Annotated in this window: 17 protein-coding genes and 2 pseudogenes; 9 read left to right on the top strand and 10 right to left on the bottom strand. The window is 67.0% G+C overall.

Translation table 11 applies throughout. The features are described 5' to 3' along the window. The 6 genes and pseudogenes from ACWDTP_RS29230 to ACWDTP_RS29205 form a co-directional block, all read left to right on the top strand. Nucleotides 1-369 (top strand): annotated as a pseudogene (locus tag ACWDTP_RS29230) (hypothetical protein); the annotation flags it as partial. Between the two features lie 209 nt (nt 370-578). Next, complete coding sequence (locus ACWDTP_RS29225; protein WP_450026371.1) at nt 579-1,724, top strand: hypothetical protein; 1,146 nt, start codon at nt 579-581, stop codon at nt 1,722-1,724. Then, nucleotides 1,721-2,230 (top strand): TRAP transporter small permease, encoded by a 510-nt coding sequence (locus ACWDTP_RS29220; protein WP_450026369.1) that lies wholly within the window; start codon nt 1,721-1,723, stop codon nt 2,228-2,230. Before ACWDTP_RS29225 ends, ACWDTP_RS29220 begins: the two co-directional genes overlap by 4 nt. Nucleotides 2,231-2,242: 12 nt before the next feature. Continuing rightward, nucleotides 2,243-3,538 (top strand): TRAP transporter large permease, encoded by a 1,296-nt coding sequence (locus ACWDTP_RS29215; RefSeq protein WP_450026367.1) that lies wholly within the window; start codon nt 2,243-2,245, stop codon nt 3,536-3,538. Between the two features lie 12 nt (nt 3,539-3,550). Continuing rightward, nucleotides 3,551-4,597: a TRAP transporter substrate-binding protein gene (locus tag ACWDTP_RS29210; protein ID WP_450026365.1), complete on the top strand. Its 1,047-nt coding sequence runs from the start codon at nt 3,551-3,553 to the stop codon at nt 4,595-4,597. Between the two features lie 20 nt (nt 4,598-4,617). Then, a complete protein-coding gene (locus ACWDTP_RS29205; RefSeq protein WP_450026364.1) occupies nt 4,618-5,421 on the top strand; it encodes an NAD-dependent epimerase/dehydratase family protein in 804 nt (267 codons plus the stop codon). Here the strand turns inward: ACWDTP_RS29205 and ACWDTP_RS29200 are convergent. Then, on the bottom strand, nt 5,418-6,122 hold the full coding sequence (locus ACWDTP_RS29200; RefSeq protein ID WP_450026362.1) for a type 1 glutamine amidotransferase: 705 nt from the start codon (nt 6,120-6,122) through the stop codon (nt 5,418-5,420). The genes ACWDTP_RS29205 and ACWDTP_RS29200 overlap by 4 nt on opposite strands. Beyond that, nucleotides 6,119-7,339, bottom strand: coding sequence for a MurT ligase domain-containing protein (locus ACWDTP_RS29195; RefSeq protein WP_450026360.1), 1,221 nt, complete (start codon nt 7,337-7,339; stop codon nt 6,119-6,121). Before ACWDTP_RS29195 ends, ACWDTP_RS29200 begins: the two co-directional genes overlap by 4 nt. Nucleotides 7,340-7,413: 74 nt before the next feature. Here ACWDTP_RS29195 and ACWDTP_RS29190 point away from each other — a divergent pair, with 74 nt between their 5' ends. Then, a complete protein-coding gene (locus ACWDTP_RS29190; protein WP_450026358.1) occupies nt 7,414-8,403 on the top strand; it encodes a DEDDh family exonuclease in 990 nt (329 codons plus the stop codon). A gap of 425 nt (nt 8,404-8,828) precedes the next feature. Here the strand turns inward: ACWDTP_RS29190 and ACWDTP_RS29185 are convergent, their stop codons facing one another. Then, nucleotides 8,829-9,437, bottom strand: a complete 609-nt coding sequence (locus ACWDTP_RS29185; RefSeq protein ID WP_450026356.1) for a TetR family transcriptional regulator — start codon at nt 9,435-9,437, stop codon at nt 8,829-8,831. A gap of 81 nt (nt 9,438-9,518) precedes the next feature. Here ACWDTP_RS29185 and ACWDTP_RS29180 point away from each other — a divergent pair, with 81 nt between their 5' ends. Both ACWDTP_RS29180 and ACWDTP_RS29175 read left to right on the top strand, forming a co-directional pair. Further along, nucleotides 9,519-10,574, top strand: a complete 1,056-nt coding sequence (locus ACWDTP_RS29180; RefSeq protein ID WP_450026354.1) for a hypothetical protein — start codon at nt 9,519-9,521, stop codon at nt 10,572-10,574. A 60-nt stretch (nt 10,575-10,634) separates the two neighbouring features. Beyond that, entirely contained in the window at nt 10,635-11,570 is a 936-nt protein-coding gene (locus ACWDTP_RS29175) for an alpha/beta hydrolase (RefSeq protein WP_450026352.1), read from the top strand. Nucleotides 11,571-12,150: 580 nt separating this feature from the next. On the opposite strand, the gene leuA is transcribed toward ACWDTP_RS29175, so the two are convergent. From leuA to ACWDTP_RS29140, 7 genes and pseudogenes are all read right to left on the bottom strand, one after another. Beyond that, nucleotides 12,151-13,968: a 2-isopropylmalate synthase gene (gene leuA / locus ACWDTP_RS29170; protein WP_450026350.1), complete on the bottom strand. Its 1,818-nt coding sequence runs from the start codon at nt 13,966-13,968 to the stop codon at nt 12,151-12,153. Nucleotides 13,969-14,136: 168 nt separating this feature from the next. Next, nucleotides 14,137-14,481 (bottom strand): thiocyanate hydrolase, encoded by a 345-nt coding sequence (locus tag ACWDTP_RS29165; protein ID WP_450026348.1) that lies wholly within the window; start codon nt 14,479-14,481, stop codon nt 14,137-14,139. A gap of 4 nt (nt 14,482-14,485) precedes the next feature. After that, entirely contained in the window at nt 14,486-15,193 is a 708-nt protein-coding gene (scnC, locus tag ACWDTP_RS29160; protein WP_450026346.1) for a thiocyanate hydrolase subunit gamma, read from the bottom strand. Continuing rightward, complete coding sequence (locus ACWDTP_RS29155; RefSeq protein WP_450026344.1) at nt 15,190-16,029, bottom strand: SH3-like domain-containing protein; 840 nt, start codon at nt 16,027-16,029, stop codon at nt 15,190-15,192. The genes scnC and ACWDTP_RS29155 overlap by 4 nt, the downstream gene beginning before the upstream one ends. A gap of 166 nt (nt 16,030-16,195) precedes the next feature. Beyond that, nucleotides 16,196-16,846, bottom strand: coding sequence for a helix-turn-helix domain-containing protein (locus tag ACWDTP_RS29150; protein ID WP_450026342.1), 651 nt, complete (start codon nt 16,844-16,846; stop codon nt 16,196-16,198). A gap of 26 nt (nt 16,847-16,872) precedes the next feature. Next, nucleotides 16,873-18,060: an NAD(P)/FAD-dependent oxidoreductase gene (locus tag ACWDTP_RS29145; RefSeq protein ID WP_450026340.1), complete on the bottom strand. Its 1,188-nt coding sequence runs from the start codon at nt 18,058-18,060 to the stop codon at nt 16,873-16,875. Then, a pseudogene (locus ACWDTP_RS29140) lies at nt 18,057-18,528 on the bottom strand (FMN-binding glutamate synthase family protein); the annotation flags it as partial. The gene ACWDTP_RS29145 and the pseudogene ACWDTP_RS29140, both read right to left, overlap by 4 nt.

The following is an 18,528-nucleotide window of genomic DNA, read 5'->3' as shown; positions in this document are numbered from 1 at the left end:
GGGGTGCGGCAACTCGATGAGCTGCTGCCGCTGGTCGACGGCGGGGCGGCGACCCCGCGGGAGAGTCGGATCCGGTTGTCGTTGCTGGACGCGGGTTTCCCGCGTCCGGAGACCCGGGTGCCCGTGATCGATCGCGAACAGCTGGTCGACACGCTGGAATTGGGCTGGCCGGAATTCAAGGTCGCGCTCACGACATCGGTCGTCGATTCCGTGCGCACCCTGGAAGACCTGGGTTGGCTGGTGCTGCACATCGGTGCCGACGACCGTCCCACGCAATGGCTGGCCAGGACCGAAGCCGCCCTGCTGGGCCGTGGTTGCCGCTTGCCGACGATGGACCTGCACCGGTTCTACCGCACTCTCGCGGCGTGAGGCCGGTCCTGGGCGAAATTGCCTGTGGGGCAGCGATTCTACGACACACGTGGGTCGCGTGGGTGAGCCGTCTGGGTCCAAATTTGATGCAGTAGAAGCATCGATCGATGCCAAATCTGGCTTGGACAGCGTTTTGCATCGAGTGCCAATGTGATGTGGCCAGTGCCACACACGGCCTGCTGGTGAGTCTGAGATCACCCAGGAGCAGGATGACATCGACCGACCGTGAGCCCGGCGAGCGGGCGCGCGTCGTCGGCTATGCCTACCCGTGGGACGTGATCGGCGACCCCGGATTCGTCGACCGCGCCCGGGCACTCGGAATCTCGCGGATCGCGCTCGCCGCCGCCTACCACACCACCAGGGCCGCGACACCGCTGCACCCGCGGACCCGGGTGGTCACCGCCCGCACCGCCGCGCTGTACCGTCCGCTGCGGGCCACCGCCTGGGCGGGCCGACGACTGGTGCCCGCGGCCGCGGATTGGGTCGGCGACGACGACCCGTTCGGCCACGCGGCCACCGTCCTGGCCGCCGCCGGGATCGAGGTCGCGGCGTGGATCGTCCTGACCCACTCCACCCGGCTCGGTGAGGCGAATCCCGATCTGGCCGTGGTGAATTGCTTCGGCGAGGCGTATCCCTACGCGCTCTGCCCGCAATCGCCGCAGGTACGTGAGTACGCCGCCACGCTGGCCGCCGAAGCGGTGCATGGCGTGCCCTGCTCGTCGGTGGTTCTCGAGGCCTGTGGCCAGCTCGGGATCGTGCACGGCGGCCATCACGAGAAAACCGAAGGGGCCTATGACGCAGACACTCAGCGGCTGCTGTCGATCTGCTGTTGCCTCACCTGCCGAGAGGCTTGGCGCACCGACGGATTGGACCCGGACGACGTTGTCGAGAGCCTGCGCGCCGCAGCGCCGGACCGCGCGGTGCTGGACACGATTCTGGCGATCCGGCACGCGGCCACGGACATGCTGCGGCGCGAGGTGATCGACGCGTTACAGACGACGGCACCGCTCGAGATCGCCTTGCATGCCCAGCCCGACCCGTGGGCGACCGGAGCGTTGCCCGGCCTGACGCCGACGGCGGCCGACGATGTCGATGTGGTCGTGTCGCAGTGCTGGGCGACCGGCGAGAACTCGACGCAGACGGTCCGCGATCTGGTGAAATCCCTTGTCGGGCGGGCTTTGCCGGCCGCCTACGTCACCGTGCTGCCGCCGACGACCGAGGATTCCTTCGGTCCGCACGTGACGGCACTCCTGGACGCCGGAGCGCGCGAGTTGCATCTCTATCACCTGGGACTCGCCGGCCCGGATCGCCGGCACCTACTCGCCGACGCGACCCGGGAGCGCAGCCGACGATGACAATCCTGAAACGCATTTGGCGCGGGCTGGACATCGCGTTCGAGGTACTGGTCCTGCTTTGCCTCGTCGCGGTGCTCTTCGTGGTCCTCTGGCAGATATTCGCCAGGCAGGTACTGGGCAGCACGCCCGGCTGGAGTGAGGAGACCGCGCGGATCCTCATGGTGTGGATCGGGTTTCTGATGGCCGCCATCGGCTTCCGCGAGGGTGCGCACATCGCGCTCACCTTCGTCGTCGACCGGTTCCCGCCGGGGCTGCGGCGGCCCGTGGAGTGGCTCAGCCCGCTGCTGGCCCTGTTGTTCGGGCTCTACCTCATCTACCAGGGCATCGAGTTCGCCGCCGCTACCCGGTTCGCCACGCTGCCCGGAACCGGGCTCCCGCGCAGCGTCCTCTACGTGGTGTTGCCGGTCGCCGGGTTCATGATCTGCCTCTACACCGTGCTGCAGATCTTCGGCGTGAGCACCCAGCGCTATCTCGAGACACCAACCGACGACGCCCACATCGACTGAGCTGGAGTTCGCGTGTCCATCGACCCCATCGCCGTGACAATCCTCCTCGGCGGCTTCGCCGTACTCATCCTGCTGCGCATCCCGATTGCGTTGGCGCTGGCGCTGGCGGCCGTCTTCGAGGCCTTCTATCTCGGCCTTCCGCTGCCGATCGTGGGACAGCGGATGGTCGCCGGGCTCGACATCTTCGCGCTGCTCGCGATCCCGTTCTTCATCCTCGGCGGCGAGATCATGGGCGCGGGCGGAATTTCGCGGCGGCTGATCGCCTTCGCAAGCCTGTTCGTCGGCTGGCTCCGCGGTGGCCTGGCGATGATCAACATCGGTTCCAGCACCTTCTTCGGCGCGCTGTCGGGTTCGTCGGTGGCCGACGTCTCGGCGATCGGGTCGGCGACGATCCCGATGATGAAGCAGAAGGGCTACGACGCCGACTATGCGGTCTGCGTGACCATCACCGGCGCCGCCCAGGCCGTGATGATCCCACCCAGCCACAACCTGGTCATCTACTCGATGGCCGCGGGCGGTGTGTCGGTCGGTGCCCTCTTCGTCGCCGGTATCGTCCCAGGCCTGCTGATCGGATTGTCGCTCCTGGTGTTGGCCTACATCCTCGCCGTCCGCCGCGGCTACCCCAAGGAGACGCTCGTCCCGATCAGCGAGGTCCCGCGCATCGTGTGGGAAGGCCTGCTGAGCCTGCTGATGCCGGTGATCATCCTCGGCGGCATCCTCACCGGCATTTTCACGGCGACGGAGTCCGCGGCCATCGGCTGCGTCTACGCCTTCTTCTTGACGTTTTTCGTGTACCGCGACATCCCGCTCTCGGGCATCATCCCGATCCTGCAGCGCACCGCACGAACGCTCGGGATCGTGCTGTTCATCATCGCCGCGGCCGGGTCGTTCGGTTACTTCCTGGCGTTCCTCCAGGTCCCCGAGGCGGTCACCGAAGGGCTGCTCGGCGTCTCCGACAACAAGATCGTCATCCTGCTGCTGATCAACGTCCTGCTGCTCGCGCTCGGCGCGGTGATGGACATGGCCCCCCTGATCCTGATCATGACGCCGATCCTGTTGCCGGTGGCCACCAACCTCGGGATGGACCCGGTCCAGTTCGGCATCATGCTGCTGCTCAACCTCGCCATCGGCCTCATCACGCCCCCGGTCGGCAACGTCCTGTTCGTCGGGGCCGCGATCGGCCAGGTCTCGATCGAGAAAGTGTCGCGGGCGCTGCCGATCTTCCTGGTGCCGCTGCTTCTGGTGCTCCTGCTCATCACATTCCTGCCGAATTTATCGTTGGCTCTGCCCGACCTACTGGGCCTCTAGAAAGTAGGAATCATGCGGAACGAGATCATGCGCCCCACGCCCGTGAGTCGCCGCACCCTGCTCAAGGCCGGGGCCGCCGGTGCCGCGGCGCTGGCCGCATTCCCTCTCGCCGCCTGCGGAGCGAGCGATACGGGAACTGGGCACCGCTTCCGACTGGCCGAGACCCACCCCGAGGACTACCCGACCACGCTCGGCGACAAGCGGTTCGCCGATCTGGTTCGGGAGCGCAGCGGTGGTCGGATCGATATCCAGGTCTATGCGGGCGGGCGGCTGGGTGAGGAGTCCGACATCATCGAGCAGGTCCAGTTGGGCGTGATCGAGATGACCCGGGTGAGCTCCGCGCCGATGGCCGAGTTCGCCAGTGCCATGGGACTGTTCGGCCTGCCCTTCATCTTCGACGACGCCGACCACATGTGGCGGTTCCTCGACGCCGAGGACGGCGGGCGTAAGCTGCTCGGCGAGTTGGAATTCTCCGGGTTCAAGGGGCTCTGCTATTTCGATCCGGGCGCGCGAAGCTTCTACACGACGGACAAAGTGATCAAGACGCCCGAGGATGTGCACGGGTTGAAGTTCCGCGTGCAGCAGACCGAGGTGATCATGGATTTCATCGAGGCACTCGGTGGCTCCCCGACGCCGATGAACTACGGCGAGGTCTACAGCTCGCTGCAGAGCGGCCTCCTCGACGGGGCCGAGAACAACCCGCCGAGCTATTACTCGGCGTCGCATTACGAAGTCGCTCCGAACTTCACCCTCGACGAGCACATGCGGGTGGCCGAGATTCTGATCGTCAACAGGAGCGTGTGGGAGGATCTGCCCACAGAGGACCAGGACCTGTTGCAGCAGGCGGCCGCCGACGCCGTGCCGTTCCAGCGGCAGAAGTGGGACGCACAGGTCGGCACCGACATGCAGAAGCTGCGCGACGCCGGGGTGACGATCACCGAGATCGGCGACATCACCCCGTGGCGCGCGGCGACACAGTCGGTCATCGACAAATACGGCGAGCAGTACGCCGAATACCTGGACCGGATCGGTGAGCTGCGCCAGTCGAATCGGCCTTGAGGCACACGGGAAGGATCGCGATGACCCAGACAGTTCTGATCACCGGTGCCAGCGGCGGCCTGGGGCGGCTGATGCGCCCCCGGTTGGCGCGCCCAGGACGGGTGCTGCGACTGCTCGACCTGGTCGCGCCCGATGCGGGCGAGGACACCGAGGTGCTCCAGGGGTCGGTGACCGACGAGCAGGCGATGCGTGATGCCTGCGCGGGCGTCGATGCGGTGATCCACCTCGGCGGCATCAGCGTCGAGGCGCCGTGGCAGGACATCCTCAGCAACAACATCGATGGAACCCGGGTGTTGCTGGAGGCCGCGCGCGACGCCGGCGTCCCACGCGTCGTACTCGCCTCGAGCAACCACGCCGTGGGCTTCTATGACCGCGACGAGGCGGGCCGGGACGGCCTTGCCGCCGACGTGCAACCCCGCCCCGACACGTACTACGGGGTCAGCAAGGTGGCGCTGGAAGCCCTGGGCAGTCTGTTCCACTCCCGCTATGGGATGGATGTGACCTGCCTGCGCATCGGCTCATGCTTCGAGAAGCCGTGGGATGAGCGGTCGCTGTGGACCTGGATGTCGCCCGACGACGGGGCACGGCTGTTCGAGGCGTGTCTTGCCACCCGTGAGCCAGGGTTCCGCATCGTATGGGGCATCTCCCGCAACGCCCGGCGGTGGTGGTCGTTGGCGGCCGGTGAGCAGATCGGCTACCACCCCCAGGACGATTCCGAGGTGTTCGCCCCGGAGATTCTCGCCGCGGTCGACGAGTCCGTCGCGCCCGAGCGGTTTGTCGGCGGCAAGTTCTTGGTCGCCCCGCTCGGCGAGCATCAGCGCTAAACCCGGCGCGGGGCGGCCAGCCGTTCGGTGCGCAGCCGGTCCACCTCGGGCAGCTGCAACGGCGGCAGGTCGCCGACCACCTGGCGCAGCAGGTGATCGGCCAGTTCCGGATTGCGGGCCAGGCACGGGCCGTGCAGATAGGTCGCGACGACGCTGCCCTGCACCGCGCCGTCGTAACCGTCACCGGCCCGGTTGCCCGCCCCCTTGGTCACCTTGCCCAGCGGGCGCGCGTCGGCGCCAAGAATCGTTCCGCCCCGGTGGTTTTCGAATCCGGTCAGCGGCTGGGTCAGGCCGTCGAGCAACGGTGTCGAGGCCACCTCGCCGATGGTGCGGGCCTGCTGCGGTGAGGTCGTCACATCGAGCATCCCGACGCCGTCGACGCGCTCACCCGCCGAGGTCTCATACCAGTGCCCGAGCACCTGGATGGCCGCACAGATCGCCAGCACGGGCGCGCCGCGCTGCGCTGCCCGCTGCAGACCCGGATGGCGGATCAGGTGTTTGGTGGCCAGGCGCTGTGCGTAATCCTCGGCGCCGCCGAGGGTGTAGAGGTCCAGGCTGTCGGGCACCGGATCGGCCAGGGTGATCTCGACGATCTCGGCGTCGATACCCCGCAGCCGCAGTCGTTGCCGCAGCACCACCGCATTGCCGCCGTCGCCGTAGGTGCCCATCACATCGGGCAGCACCAGACCGATCCGGATCATGAGATTCGCCGATTCAGTTGCAGGAACGCGGTGTAGTTGGCGATCACCTCGACATGCCCGGGCGGGCAGGAGTCGATCGCGGCGACAGTGTCGTGCACCAGCGAGTGCTCGACACCGGCGTAGCCCAGCCGCACGGCCAGGTCGGTGCCACGCTCACCGGCGGCCACCACTACGGTGTCGTCGAAATGTTCGAACCGGACATCCCACAGCCAGGACAGGTCCTCGCCGTCGGGCACCTGCCCGTTGACCGCGATCACCACCCCTGCCCCGTGCTTGTCCACCATCGACAGCGCCTCCTGCCAACCGGCGGGGTTCTTGGCCAGCAGGATCCGCGCGGTGTGGGAACCGATGGGCACCGTGCGGTACCGGCCGGCCACTTCGTCGACGGTCGATACCGCGGCCACCGCGGCTTCGGGATCGGCCCCGAGCGCGACCGCGGCCGCGACGGCCTGGGCAGCGTTGCCGCGGTTCACCGCGCCCGGCAGCGCCAGGGTCATCGGCAGCACCAGCCCGTCGGGCCCGTGGAGGTTGTCCTCGTCGAACCACCACTGCGGGCTCGGCCGTTTGAACTCGCTGCCCGTCGAGTACCAGTCCCGCCCGTCGCGCACGATGATCTCGCCGGTCCGCGGGCAGCTCACCGAGTCGTTGGACCATCCGCCGCCCGCGGCCACCCACACCACATTGGGGCAGTCGTAGGCCGCCGAGGTCATCAGCACGTCATCACAGTTGGCGACGACGACGGCGCCGGGGTGGCGGGCCAGCCCGGCCCGCAGGGTGCGTTCGATGTGGTTGATCTCACCGACCCGGTCCAGCTGGTCACGCGACAGATTGAGCAGGACGATCACGGCCGGTTCGACGGCGTCGGACACGTGCGGGACGTGCATCTCGTCGACTTCCAACGCGGCCAGCCCGGCATCACGCGCACCCGCTAGTGCCGCCACCAGCCCGGCGTCCATATTGGCGCCCTCGGAATTGCTCGCCACCGGTCCGAGCGTGCCCAGCGCTGCCGCCGCCATCCTGGTGGTGGTGGATTTGCCGTTCGTACCGGTCACGACGACGTTGCGGCGGCCCTGGCCGAGCTGACGCAGGATCGAGCGGTCCAGCGTCATCGCCACCAGGCCGCCGATCATGGCGCCCGCTCCGCGCCCGGTGACCCGCGACGCCCAGCGTGCGGCCGATCCGGCCGCCAGCGCGGCACGCCCGCGCAGTGTCAGCATTCCGGCGATTTTAGGGGCACGACACGCTGCCGCGCCGCCCGAGGTTGTCGGGCATGCGTGCCATCCTGACGAATATGAGCAGCGCGTGGGGCAGGCCCGCAGCCGATCCGGGCGCGGGCTGGGCCGTCGTCGACGTGGAGACCAGCGGCTTCCGCCCGGGGCAGGCGCGGATCGTCAGTATTGCCGCGCTCGCCGTGGGTGACGACGGAAACGTCGAACGCAGCATCGCGACCCTGCTCAACCCGGGCGTGGACCCCGGCCCGACGCATGTGCACGGGCTGACCGCCGAGATGCTGGAGGGCAAGCCCACCTTCGGCGACATCGTCGAGGACCTGGTCGAGGTGCTGCGGGGACGCACTCTGGTCGCCCACAATGTGGCCTTCGACTACGGCTTCCTGGCCGCCGAGGCCGAGCTGGTCGGCGCGGAACTCCCGATCGACTCCGTGATGTGCACCGTCGAACTGGCCCGCAGGCTCGAGCTGGGCACCGAGAACCTGCGCTTGGAGACGCTGGCGGCGCACTGGGGCGTCCCTCAGCTCAGACCGCACGACGCCCTCGACGATGCGCAGGTGCTGGCCCAGATCCTCAAACCCACCCTGGCCAGGGCCAGGGACCGCAAGGTGTGGCTGCCGCTGCGCGAGATCGGCCGCACCTGCTGGCCCAACGGGCAGGTCACCCACGACGAGTTGCGGCCGTTGAAGATGCTGGCCTCGCGGCTGCCGTGCCCCTACCTCAACCCCGGACCGCACGTACCGGGCCGCCCGCTGGTGCAGGGCATGCGGGTGGCGCTGTCGGCCGAGATGACCCGCACCCATGAGGAGGTCATCGAACGGATCCTCGACGCCGGCCTGTCCTACGCCGATGCGGTCGATGCGGCGACCTCGCTGGTGATCTGCAACGAGCCTGCCCCCGAGCACGGCAAGGGATATCAGGCCATGGAGCAGGGTGTACCCCTGATGCCGGACGCCGAGTTCCTGAACAGCCTCGGCGGGGTAATCGGCGGCGCCGACATCGAGGAGTTCACCGACACCACGCTCGACGGAGACCAGTACGCGCTGTTCTAGTAGCGCTTTGTGGTGGCATAGCGAGTAGATGCCGGTCCAAATGGCCAGTGCGCGTTGGATTTCGCGCAGGGTGTGTGGGCGGGCAGGGTGGATAGCCACTAGTCGGGCAGGGCGCCGTCCCGGGCGCGGGAGATGTCACGCTCGGTCAGGGCCGGCCGGAAATTAGTGCATCGCCGTAGCCGGCAGCAGCGATGACCGGGGCCGGAGTACGTCTCCGCTCGATGAGCTCGTCGATCCTCTCCAGGGCCATACACTCAGCGCATCAGCGATGTTCACCAGTCGCTCAAACAGCAGGCCCCGCTATCCATGTTCGACGTCAATGAGCACATTGCGGGTCACGCCCGCGGACAACACCAGCGCTTCCTGCAGCGACAACGTTCTTCGACGTGGTCCCTTCCGAAAGAGACGTTCACCTGATCGTCTGGCTACGGCGTGCCGCCGTCGGGCTGCTGGCCTCGGGTCAGCGGCGTATTCGTCAATTGCTTTATAGCCGCAAGGGTCTGGTTAATCGTGGCCGGAAGGTCAGGGCCGCCGTGCTGGTCGAGCCACCGGGTCACCGCGATCCGCAACGCGGTCACTGCGATCTCGGCCGCTACCCGGGCGGTCAGGTCGTCGGTGCCGCGATCGCGGAAGCCCTGCTCGAAAGCCTGTGTCATCAGCGTGAATTTGCGCAGCTCGCGCTCCTGTAGAGCCGGTTCGGCGTCGACCGCGGCCCGTCGGCGTAACAGATCTTCAACGCTGCGGCTCTCGAAGATTTGGGCTGCGGCGGGGGCCAGGCGTTCGGTGATCAGTTCCATAGGGGTGAGTGACGGCGGGGCCTCAGCCATGAGGCCGGCCACCTGGCTGGGCACCAATTCCTCATGGGCGAACAACACTTCGCGCTTGTCGGCGAAGTACCTGAAGAATGTTCGGGTTGTGAGCCCCGCTCGCGCCGTGATCTGCGGCACAGTGGTCTTGTTGAAGCCCTGCTCGAGGAAGAGGTCAAGCGCAGCCTGTTCGAGCCGTTCCTGCGCACCCGGTTCCCATCGACTCATAGCGGCAGATTCTAGTGATGACACGTCGTGTCAAGCTATGCCATAATCATGACATGACGTGTCATCACTTGAGGGGCGAACATGACGGGTGAGATCTGGGTGCTGGGCGCGACCGGACGGATCGGCCGGGAGGCGGTGGAGCTCTTGCGGCGAGCGGGCGCCGAAGTGGTGGTGGCCGGCCGCAATCGGGAGCGGCTGGCCGAGGTGAGTCCAGATGGCCGGGCGGTTACCGGCTCCTTTGAGGAGATCTGCGCGCAGCTGTCCGCGGAGGCGCCGTCCGTCGTGATCAACACGGTCGGGCCGTTTGCGATCACGGCGGCGCGGGTCATGCGGGCGTGCCCGCCAGGCACGCACTACGTCGATGTCTCCAACGAACTGGGAGCGTTCGAGCAGCTCCACGGCATGGATGACGAGGCGGCGGCAGCTGGCCGCACGGTGGTTTTCGGGGCAGGCTTCGGCGTGATCGCGACCGAAAGTATCCTGCTGCATCTGCTGGCGGACGAGGACAAGCCCTCGCGAGTACGCGTCGATGCCATCGCGTCGGTGGCGACCGAACCCGGCATCCTCGGTGAAGCGCTGGCCGGCATCATCGTGCAGGGGTTGCTTGATGGTGGACGCGAGGTGCGCCACGGTCAGCTGGTACGCAGTCGAGTCGGCGGCAGCTCCGAACGCTTTACCACCCCCGACGGCGACGTGGTCACCACTGCTTCCACGAACAGCGGCGATCTGTTTGCCGCCTGGCAGGCTAGCGGCGCACCGACGGTAATCAGCGCTTCGGCGCTTGCCCCGGCCAACCCGGCCGTCCGGGCGGCTCTGCCAGCGGTCGGCGCGGTGCTGCGGTTGCCAGGCATGACCGGGCTCGCCACTCGGCAGCTCGCCCGCATCGCGACGACCACGGCCAAGGAGCGTCCGCGCCAATCGTCCTGGGGCCGCGCCCGGATCGAATGGCCGTCCGGTCGCGTGCGTGAGGGCTGGTTGCGCGCCGGCGACGGAATGGCATACACGGCCGCGGCGGTCACCGAGGTGGCCCAGCGACTTGCCAAGGGTGAGGCTCGCCCCGGTGCCTTCACCCCAGCCAGGCTGTTCGGCCCCGATCTGGCGCTCGCCGCGGGCGCCGAATTCCTGGTGACGGACTGAGAGAAAACCGAGCGTGCCATCACCCGATGGCACCCAATCAACCCCTTTGGAGGATTTTCGATGTGTAATGACGCCGCCCGCCCGAAGCGCCGGGACATCGAGTACAAGGTGCGAGACGTCACGGTGCGCGGATGGTTGCAAGTGCCGGACGGTCTAGGCCCGCATCCGGTGGTCATCCTCGCCCACGGTTTCGGTGGGCTGAAGGAGTGGACAATCCCCGAAATCGCCGACACCTTGGTCGGGGTCGGCATCGCGGCAATCGCTTTCGACTATCGCAACTTCGGTGACAGCGACGGGGGCCCACGCGAGGAGGTCGACCACTGCGGCCAGATTGACGACTTCCTGGGCGCGATCGCGTACGCGACCACCGTGCCCGAACTCGATCCCGCCCGGATCGGGCTATGGGGAACCAGTCTCGGTGGCCGCAATGTCCTCGCCGCCGCGGCGATCGACTCGCGAGTCAAGTGCGTCGTCGCCCAGGTTCCCGGCGTGTCGTTGAGCAGCAGGCTGTGGGTCGACATGATGCTGCCGGACAGCGACGTCGCGACGTTAGAAGCAGCGATCTACGAAGACCAGCGTGACCGCCTTCTCGGCAAGGAGCCGCGCTACGTGTCCATGGATGCGCCCCCGGACAGCGAGCCCGGGAGCTACCTGGTCACGCACGGCGAAGAAGAGAAGCGCAACTGGGGCAAGCGAATTTCGCTGCAATCCTTCGCGCCGACAGTCGTCGACGACCTCGCTTACTTGATTCCGAAAATCTCACCCAAGCCGCTTCTGATGATCCTCGCCGAACAGGAGCACCCGGGTCTGCTGGCCGGCCAGCGTTCCGCTTACGCGGCGGCAGGGGAGCCCAAGTCACTGCTGAAGGTCGACGGTCACCACTACTCGGTCTACACCGACTGGAAAGACGTGACGACCGCAGCCGCCAGGGACTGGTTCTTGGCGCATCTCACATCTTCAACAGATGATGGGGCACGACCCAACACGATCGACTAGCAAATGAAAACGGAGCAGTTCAGTGCTCCATCGGCGTTGACTTTCAGAAGATCATCAGCGGCCCAACGATGACGCCATTGCGAGTTGCCCAAGTGGCGTTGACCAATTTGCGCAAGCAGGCTCGCGTGGTCCTCGGTGCCACCAACCGTGCCGCGGATCTACTGATCAGGCACCTGAAACCCGATCGTGGGCGGGTCAGGATGGTCGGCTCGATACTCAGGGCGAGCGGGTAAGTCCCGTGGCGTGGTGGGGTTTCGAGTCCGAGGCCGGTGTGTCGTTACCGGTGACGGGGTGGGCCATCGCGTAGTGGTCAGTGAGTTACCGACCAAAGTGACTCAAGCAAAGGACACACCACGCGATGGCCCAGGATCATTCTGCCGTGCTTTCCCAGCTCGATGCGCTCAAGCCCACCTGTTCCGCACCACCCTGCGCGAAATCCAACGCGCACTGGCCATTTGGACCCGCACCCACACACTATGTCAGGCATCTCTGCCCAACCTAACAAAGTCCTACTAACCGAGCGCCTTGGCCTTCAACGTCTCTGAGTTGGCGGATGCACAGCTGTCTGCGCATCCGCCAATTAGCTACGCGCAGCGCGGTTCACCGCCGATACGACGGCCCGCAGCGATGCCGTCGTGATCGAGTTCGCGATCCCGACGCCCCACACCGTCCTGCCGCCGACCGAAGCCTCCACATAGGCCGCCGCCTGAGCCTCCTCGCCCGACGACATGGCGTGCTCGGAGTAGTCCAGCACGTTGACGTCGTAGCCGACGGCACCGAGGGCGTCGACGAACGCGGCCAGTGGGCCGTTGCCGGCACCGACGATCTCGCGCTCCTCACCGTCGATCTTGACGATCGCGGTGATGGTGTCGGTCCCGCCGTCGACCTCGGCGGCGGTCACCTTCTGCCGCATGCGTTCCAGCGGGGTGATGGGCGCCAGGTACTCCTCGGAGAAGGTGTCCCACATCTCCTTGGGCGAGACCTCGCCGCCCTCGCCGCCGGTGCCCTCCGCGATCGTCTGGATCACCTTGCTGAACTCGATCTGCAGACGCCGCGGCAGGACCAGGCCGCGGTCGGCCTTCATCAGGTAGGCGACACCACCCTTGCCGGACTGCGAGTTCACCCGGATGACGGCCTCGTACGTGCGGCCGACGTCCTTCGGGTCGATGGGCAGATAGGGAACCTGCCACAGGATGTCGTCGACATCGGAATCCTGTTCGTCGGCAGCGATCTTCATCGCATCCAGGCCCTTGTTGATGGCGTCCTGATGGCTGCCGGAGAACGCGGTGTAGACCAGATCGCCGCCGTAGGGGTGTCGTTCGTGGACCGGCAGCTGGTTGCAGTACTCGACCGTGCGCCGGATCTCGTCGATGTTGGAGAAGTCGATCTGCGGGTCGACGCCACGGCTGAACAGGTTCATGCCCAGCGTCACCAGGCACACGTTGCCGGTCCGCTCGCCGTTGCCGAACAGGCAGCCCTCGATCCGGTCCGCGCCGGCCGCGTAGCCCAGTTCGGCTGCGGCGACGGCGGTTCCGCGGTCATTGTGCGGATGCAGGGACAGGATGATCGAGTCGCGGGGGTGCAGGTGCCGGTGCATCCACTCGATGGAGTCGGCGTACACGTTCGGGGTGGCCATCTCGACGGTGGCGGGCAGGTTCACGATCAGCGGCACCTCGGGCGTCGGCCGAACGATGTCGGCGACCGCATTGCAGACGTCGACGGCGTACTCCAGTTCGGTTCCGGTGTAGGACTCCGGGGAGTACTCGAACCGCCACCGGGTGTCCGGGTACTTCTCGGCCTGCGCGACACACATCCGGGCCCCGTCGGTGGCGATCTTCTTGACCGCCTCACGATCCGCGCGGAAAACCACCTTGCGCTGCAGGATCGACGTCGAGTTGTAGAAATGCACGATGGCGCGCGGGGCGCCCTGGCAGGCCTCGAAGGTCCGCTCGATCAGCTCGGGACGGCACTGGGTCAGCACCTGGATGGTCACGTCATCGGGGATGGCGCCCTGCTCGATGATTTCGCGGACGAAGTCGTAGTCGGTCTGGGATGCCGAGGGGAAACCGACCTCGATCTCCTTGTAACCCATCCGGACCAGCAGATCGAACATGCGGCGCTTGCGGGCCGGGCTCATCGGGTCGATCAGGGCCTGGTTGCCGTCGCGCAGGTCCACCGCACACCACAACGGGGCGGTGTCGATGATCTTCTCGGGCCAGGTGCGGTCGGGCAGCCTGATCGGCTCGACTTCCGCGTCGAAGCTGCGGTACCGGTTGACCGGCATCGACGATCCGCGCTGGGTGTTCCAGACGGGCTGACCGGGATGCGGGGCACCGGCTGGGGTGCTGATGGTGCGTACCGAGTTGAACGCGTCGGCGGAGGTTTCTGGAGTGGTCATTTGGCTGCTCCGGGTCGATTAGTGGATTCAGACCGGCGCATCGCGAATACCCGCGACGGGAGGCCAGTCCGGATCAGACCCCGTCGCGGCGTCCGAGGAGGAGCACCCGCTGCACGCAGGCAACTGTACTCCGCCGTGCGGCGTGGCCAAAACTTGAGCGTCGGACGCTCAGGCTTCCAGTCTGGCCCGGACGGAATCCAGCCGTGACCGTAGTTCGGCCTCGTCGATGACACCGCGCACGAGCAGAGAATGCGCGAGCGACATCAGCTGATTCTCCGGGTACGGCAGGTCGGCGTAGACCGTCGAGGACAACTCATCCTCCTCGTCGCGCCGCTCCTTGAAGCCCAATGTCTGTGGGCCGCAATCGGAATGGTCGAGGGCGTCGCACATGCCGTCCAGGCTCGACTTCCACGGCGGGACCGGGTTCTGCACCCCGTATTTCGCGGCCATCCTCGGCCACACCTGATTGCGGACGACGATGCCGGCCAGCGCCGGGCTGGTCTGATCGGGCATCGGCTCAGCCCGCCGGATGCACGGCTGGTCGGGTGTCGACGATCACGTTGGTGGTGACGCCCGGTTTGGGCAGCGCGACCCCGATGAGGCAGTCCCGCGTGAGGATCTCGGCCAGCTGGTCCTCGTCCCAGCCGTCGGTGCCCTCCGGACGCATCGGCATCACCATGAAGCGGTGCTTCTGATTGGAGTCCTCGACGCGCACCTCGACGTCGTCGGGCAGGTACAGCCCGAACTCGGCGAGCACCTGCCGGGGCCAGCGGACCAGACGCCTGCGGTAGTTCGGGGTGCGGTACCACTCGGGTGAGTTACCCAGGATCGGCCGCGGGTAGCACGAGCACAGGGCGCACACGATGACGTGGTGCAGCGTCGGGGTGTCTTCGAGGATCTTGAAGGCGGTGAAGTCGCTGGGGGTGCCGAAACCCGTCGGCTCCATCCAGTCCACCCCGACGGCCTTGCTGGCCGCGAGCGCATCGGTGGCGGCGAGCTGTTTGAACTCCGGGTCCAGCCAGGCCCGCGCCACCAGACGGGCGGCCGGTGTCGGGCCGATCTGCTCTGCGAACTCGGTGAAACGGCGGTGCTCCTCGGCGGTGAAGATGCCCTTCTCGATGCAGAGTTCGCGCAGCGCGATCTCCAGCACCTCGAAATCGGTGATCTCGTCGACCATGGGCTTGACCGTGCGATCGTGATCGTGATCGTGATGATGATCGGTCATCGGGCGCTCTCCAACCAGCGTTCGGGAATCTCGGTCTGCAGGGTGTCGGTCGATGTTCCGGTGTAGCCGTGCCACAGCTCGGCCTGGTTGAACCGGACGATGTAGAACCACTCCGGCGCGGCGTCGGCGCGGCCCCAGGTCTCGTCCTCGGCGGCCGGGCTCTCGTAGGTGACCTCGGCGATCTCGCCGCGGGCGCCGCGCACGTACTCGGGTGTGCGGCTGTAGAGCAGGATCGGCAGGTCGCGGACCAGCACCGGGTCCCCGACCGCGAACCTCGGTTCGCCCGCGCGCCCGGCGTAGATCTGCGGATCGCCCTTGCCGACCGCGCGGACGTGGTGCTCGTTGCGTTCGACGCCGGCACCGTCACCCTCGGACTTTGGCTGCGCCTCAAGCTTTTTCCCGGCCAGGCCGCCCTCGTAGCGGCCCTTGACCTCGACCATCCGCTGGGTCAGTTCACCGAGGCTGATGTGGTGCTTTTCGACCAGGACGCGCGCCACGGCCCACAGCCAGCGTCCGTAGTAGGGCAGCCCCTGATAGATCGCGCGGCCCACGTCGACGTTGCCGATCCGACGGCGTTCCTCCGACAGCCAGATCCCGCGCCAGCCGAGCACCTCGCAGATGACGTAGGTCATGTGCTCCCAGTACTCATAATCCTTGTTCTCGTACTTCATCGGGGCGTCCGGCTCCCCGCCCACATCGTGGACGGTCTTCATGTACGCCAGGAACCGCTCGTGGTCGAGTAGGTCGGGTGGCGGCGCGTCCGGGATCTCGGGGAAGTGCGCTTTGAGGCGACCCACCAATTCCAATTTCGCTGCGCGATCGGCGGCTGAACTCATGCGGGGCTCCCTCGGAAATGCCGCAATGAAATGTCACGCGAACTGTAACCACACATGCGTCTTTGCGCAGCGCAATCGGCACTTTTACGCCTGAGAAAATGCTCGACCATTCTGTATTTCGTGTTCATCTGGACAACGCCGGGCCAATGCCGGGACGAAACGAAACTCAGACCTGCGAATCGGGGAAGGCGATGACCGACAGGAAACGAATGGGCAGTTCGACCAGATCCACCGGTCCGTGTGCGCCCTCGCCGTCAATCTGCAGTGAGTCGCCAGGCTGCAGCCGGTACACCGATCGGCTGTGGCTGTAGTCCATGACGCCTTCGAGCATGTATATGAATTCGGTGCCGGGATGCTGGAAGAGCGGATAGGTCTGGCTTTTCTCGGTGAGGGTGACGTGCAGGCATTCCAGGCGCTTGTGTTCGCCGCGCAGGGAGCTGAGCAGTTGGTATTCGTGGCCTTGTTTGGTGCCGTTGCGGACGATCTCCGGGCCGGTACCGGCTTTGACGAATGCCGCGGGTCGTTCGACGTCGGCGCCGCGGAACAGGCTCGTGACGGGCACGTCGAGGCCCTTGGCCAGCAGCGCCAACGTGGACAGGCTGCAGGAGGTCTGGGCGTTCTCGATCTTGGACATCATCGCTTTGGAGATGCCCACGCGTGCCGCCATCTCGGCGACGGTGAGACCGTGCTGCTGGCGCAGTTGACGCACGTTGCGTCCGATCGCGGCCTCGAACTCCAGTTCCTCGACCGGTGCCTGGGGATCCCGCTCGCGGGCCGTTCCGGATTTGTTGCGGAGCAGCGGAACGTCGTCGCCCACGTGGTCCCCTCCTGTTCGATGTCGACTCAGCGCATCTCTCCCGCGCCCACATACGGATACGGGCTCCTGAGCAGATTGTCCTCGGTGAACCGGCTCAACCGGAAATCGGTGTCGGGTATGCGCGGGTCGCAACTGCGTCCGTCGACCACCAGATCGGCCACCAGTCGGCCCACCGCGGGTGCGATCTTGAAGCCGTGCCCGCTGAAACCGGCCGCGACGATGAGCCCGTCGACCCCAGTCGCCGAGATCACCGGATTCCAGTCGGGAGTCACGTCATAGCAGCCGGCATAGCTGCCGGTGATGGCCGCGTCGGTGAAACCGGGGAAGCGCGTGCCGACCTTCTCGACCGTGACGTCGATGAACTCCTCGGTGGCGCGATTGAGGTAGTCGTCCGGGTCGGCCAGCTCACCATGGCCCAGATCGCTGTTGCCGAACAGGATCTCGCCACCCGGTTCGGGGCGCACGTACTGCAGCGACACCAGATCCGAGAACACCGGGACGGAACCGACGTCGAGGCCGGGGGAGATGGTGACGATCTGTTCACGCACCACCCGGATGGGGATGTCGATGCCGTAAGGGGCCAGAAACGGGCCCGTCCAGGCGCCGGTGGCGACGACGACGGTGCCCGCGGACACCTCGGTGCCGTCGGCCAGCCGCACGCCGGTCACCCGGTCACCGTCAACCAGTAGTCCGGTGGCGCCGGCGCCCTGCAGGATCCGCACGCCGGTGCCACGTGCGGCCACCGCGAACGCCTGGGCGGTTTGGTAGGCGTCCCCATAACCGCCGCGGGCTTCCCACCCGAACGCCGCGAACGGTTCGAGGTCGGCCCACGGCCAGAGCTCGGCGACCTCGGCCTTGTCGATTTCCTCGGTCTGCACCCCCACCTGACGCTGTGCGGCCAGGCTCTTGCGCAGCGCGTCGACGTTGGGTTCACCGACGCCGACGACGTAACCGGTCTGGCGGAAGCCGATATCGTCGCCGAAGATCTCCTCGGCCTTCTCGAACACCTCAAGACCGACGGCGGCCATGGCGGCCAGCGAGCTCACCCCGTAGTGGCAGCGCACGATGCCGCTGGACTTGCCGGTCATGCCGGATCCGACGGTGTTGCGTTCGGCGACAACGACATCGGTGACCCCGCGTTGGCTCAGGGCCCAGGCGGCGGCGGTCCCTTCCAGACCGCCCCCGACGATCACGACGTCCGTGCTGAGGCTCATAGCGCGCCCGCCCCCCGGCCCGGGATCCAGTCGGTGCCCGCCAGCGGCACCCCCGCCATCGCGGCGGCCTCAATGGTGACGGCCACGAGGTCCTCGGGTTCCAGGTGGCACACGTGGGCCTTGCCACACGCCCGCGCGATGGTCTGGGCCTCCATGGTCAGTACGCGCAGGTAGTTGGCCAGCCGGTGTCCACCGTCGATCGGATCGAAGCCTGCCGCCAGTTCGGGATCCTGAGTGGAGATACCGGCCGGGTCGCGGCCGTCCTGGAAGTCGTCGTAGAAACCGGCTGCGCTGCCGATCTTCTCGTACTCGGCGCCGTAGCGCGGATGGTTGTCGCCGAGCGCGATCAGCGCGGCCGTGCCGATCGCCACGGCAACGGGGTGCTGCTGCCCTACCTGCGCAGGCAGCAGTCCAATTCGCACAAGGGCCGGTCCTCCTATATCGGGCTGCTCGGCACGGTGACGCTGG

The sequence above is a fragment of the Mycobacterium sp. NPDC003449 genome (assembly GCF_053588415.1).
Note: the sequence above shows the minus strand (reverse complement) of the source record. Positions and strands in the feature narration are given on the sequence as shown.

Bases quoted from the DNA above. Each gene is read 5' to 3' on its own strand.
- ACWDTP_RS29225 (WP_450026371.1), top strand. From the start codon at position 579: ATGACATCGACCGACCGTGAGCCCGGCGAGCGGGCGCGCGTCGTCGGC.
- ACWDTP_RS29220 (WP_450026369.1), top strand. From the start codon at position 1,721: ATGACAATCCTGAAACGCATTTGGCGCGGGCTGGACATCGCGTTCGAG.
- ACWDTP_RS29210 (WP_450026365.1), top strand. From the start codon at position 3,551: ATGCGGAACGAGATCATGCGCCCCACGCCCGTGAGTCGCCGCACCCTG.
- ACWDTP_RS29205 (WP_450026364.1), top strand. From the start codon at position 4,618: ATGACCCAGACAGTTCTGATCACCGGTGCCAGCGGCGGCCTGGGGCGG.
- ACWDTP_RS29200 (WP_450026362.1), bottom strand. From the start codon at position 6,122: ATGATCCGGATCGGTCTGGTGCTGCCCGATGTGATGGGCACCTACGGC.
- ACWDTP_RS29195 (WP_450026360.1), bottom strand. From the start codon at position 7,339: ATGCTGACACTGCGCGGGCGTGCCGCGCTGGCGGCCGGATCGGCCGCA.
- ACWDTP_RS29190 (WP_450026358.1), top strand. From the start codon at position 7,414: ATGAGCAGCGCGTGGGGCAGGCCCGCAGCCGATCCGGGCGCGGGCTGG.
- ACWDTP_RS29185 (WP_450026356.1), bottom strand. From the start codon at position 9,437: ATGAGTCGATGGGAACCGGGTGCGCAGGAACGGCTCGAACAGGCTGCG.
- ACWDTP_RS29180 (WP_450026354.1), top strand. From the start codon at position 9,519: ATGACGGGTGAGATCTGGGTGCTGGGCGCGACCGGACGGATCGGCCGG.
- ACWDTP_RS29175 (WP_450026352.1), top strand. From the start codon at position 10,635: ATGTGTAATGACGCCGCCCGCCCGAAGCGCCGGGACATCGAGTACAAG.
- leuA (WP_450026350.1), bottom strand. From the start codon at position 13,968: ATGACCACTCCAGAAACCTCCGCCGACGCGTTCAACTCGGTACGCACC.
- ACWDTP_RS29165 (WP_450026348.1), bottom strand. From the start codon at position 14,481: ATGCCCGATCAGACCAGCCCGGCGCTGGCCGGCATCGTCGTCCGCAAT.
- scnC (WP_450026346.1), bottom strand. From the start codon at position 15,193: ATGACCGATCATCATCACGATCACGATCACGATCGCACGGTCAAGCCC.
- ACWDTP_RS29155 (WP_450026344.1), bottom strand. From the start codon at position 16,029: ATGAGTTCAGCCGCCGATCGCGCAGCGAAATTGGAATTGGTGGGTCGC.
- ACWDTP_RS29145 (WP_450026340.1), bottom strand. From the start codon at position 18,060: ATGAGCCTCAGCACGGACGTCGTGATCGTCGGGGGCGGTCTGGAAGGG.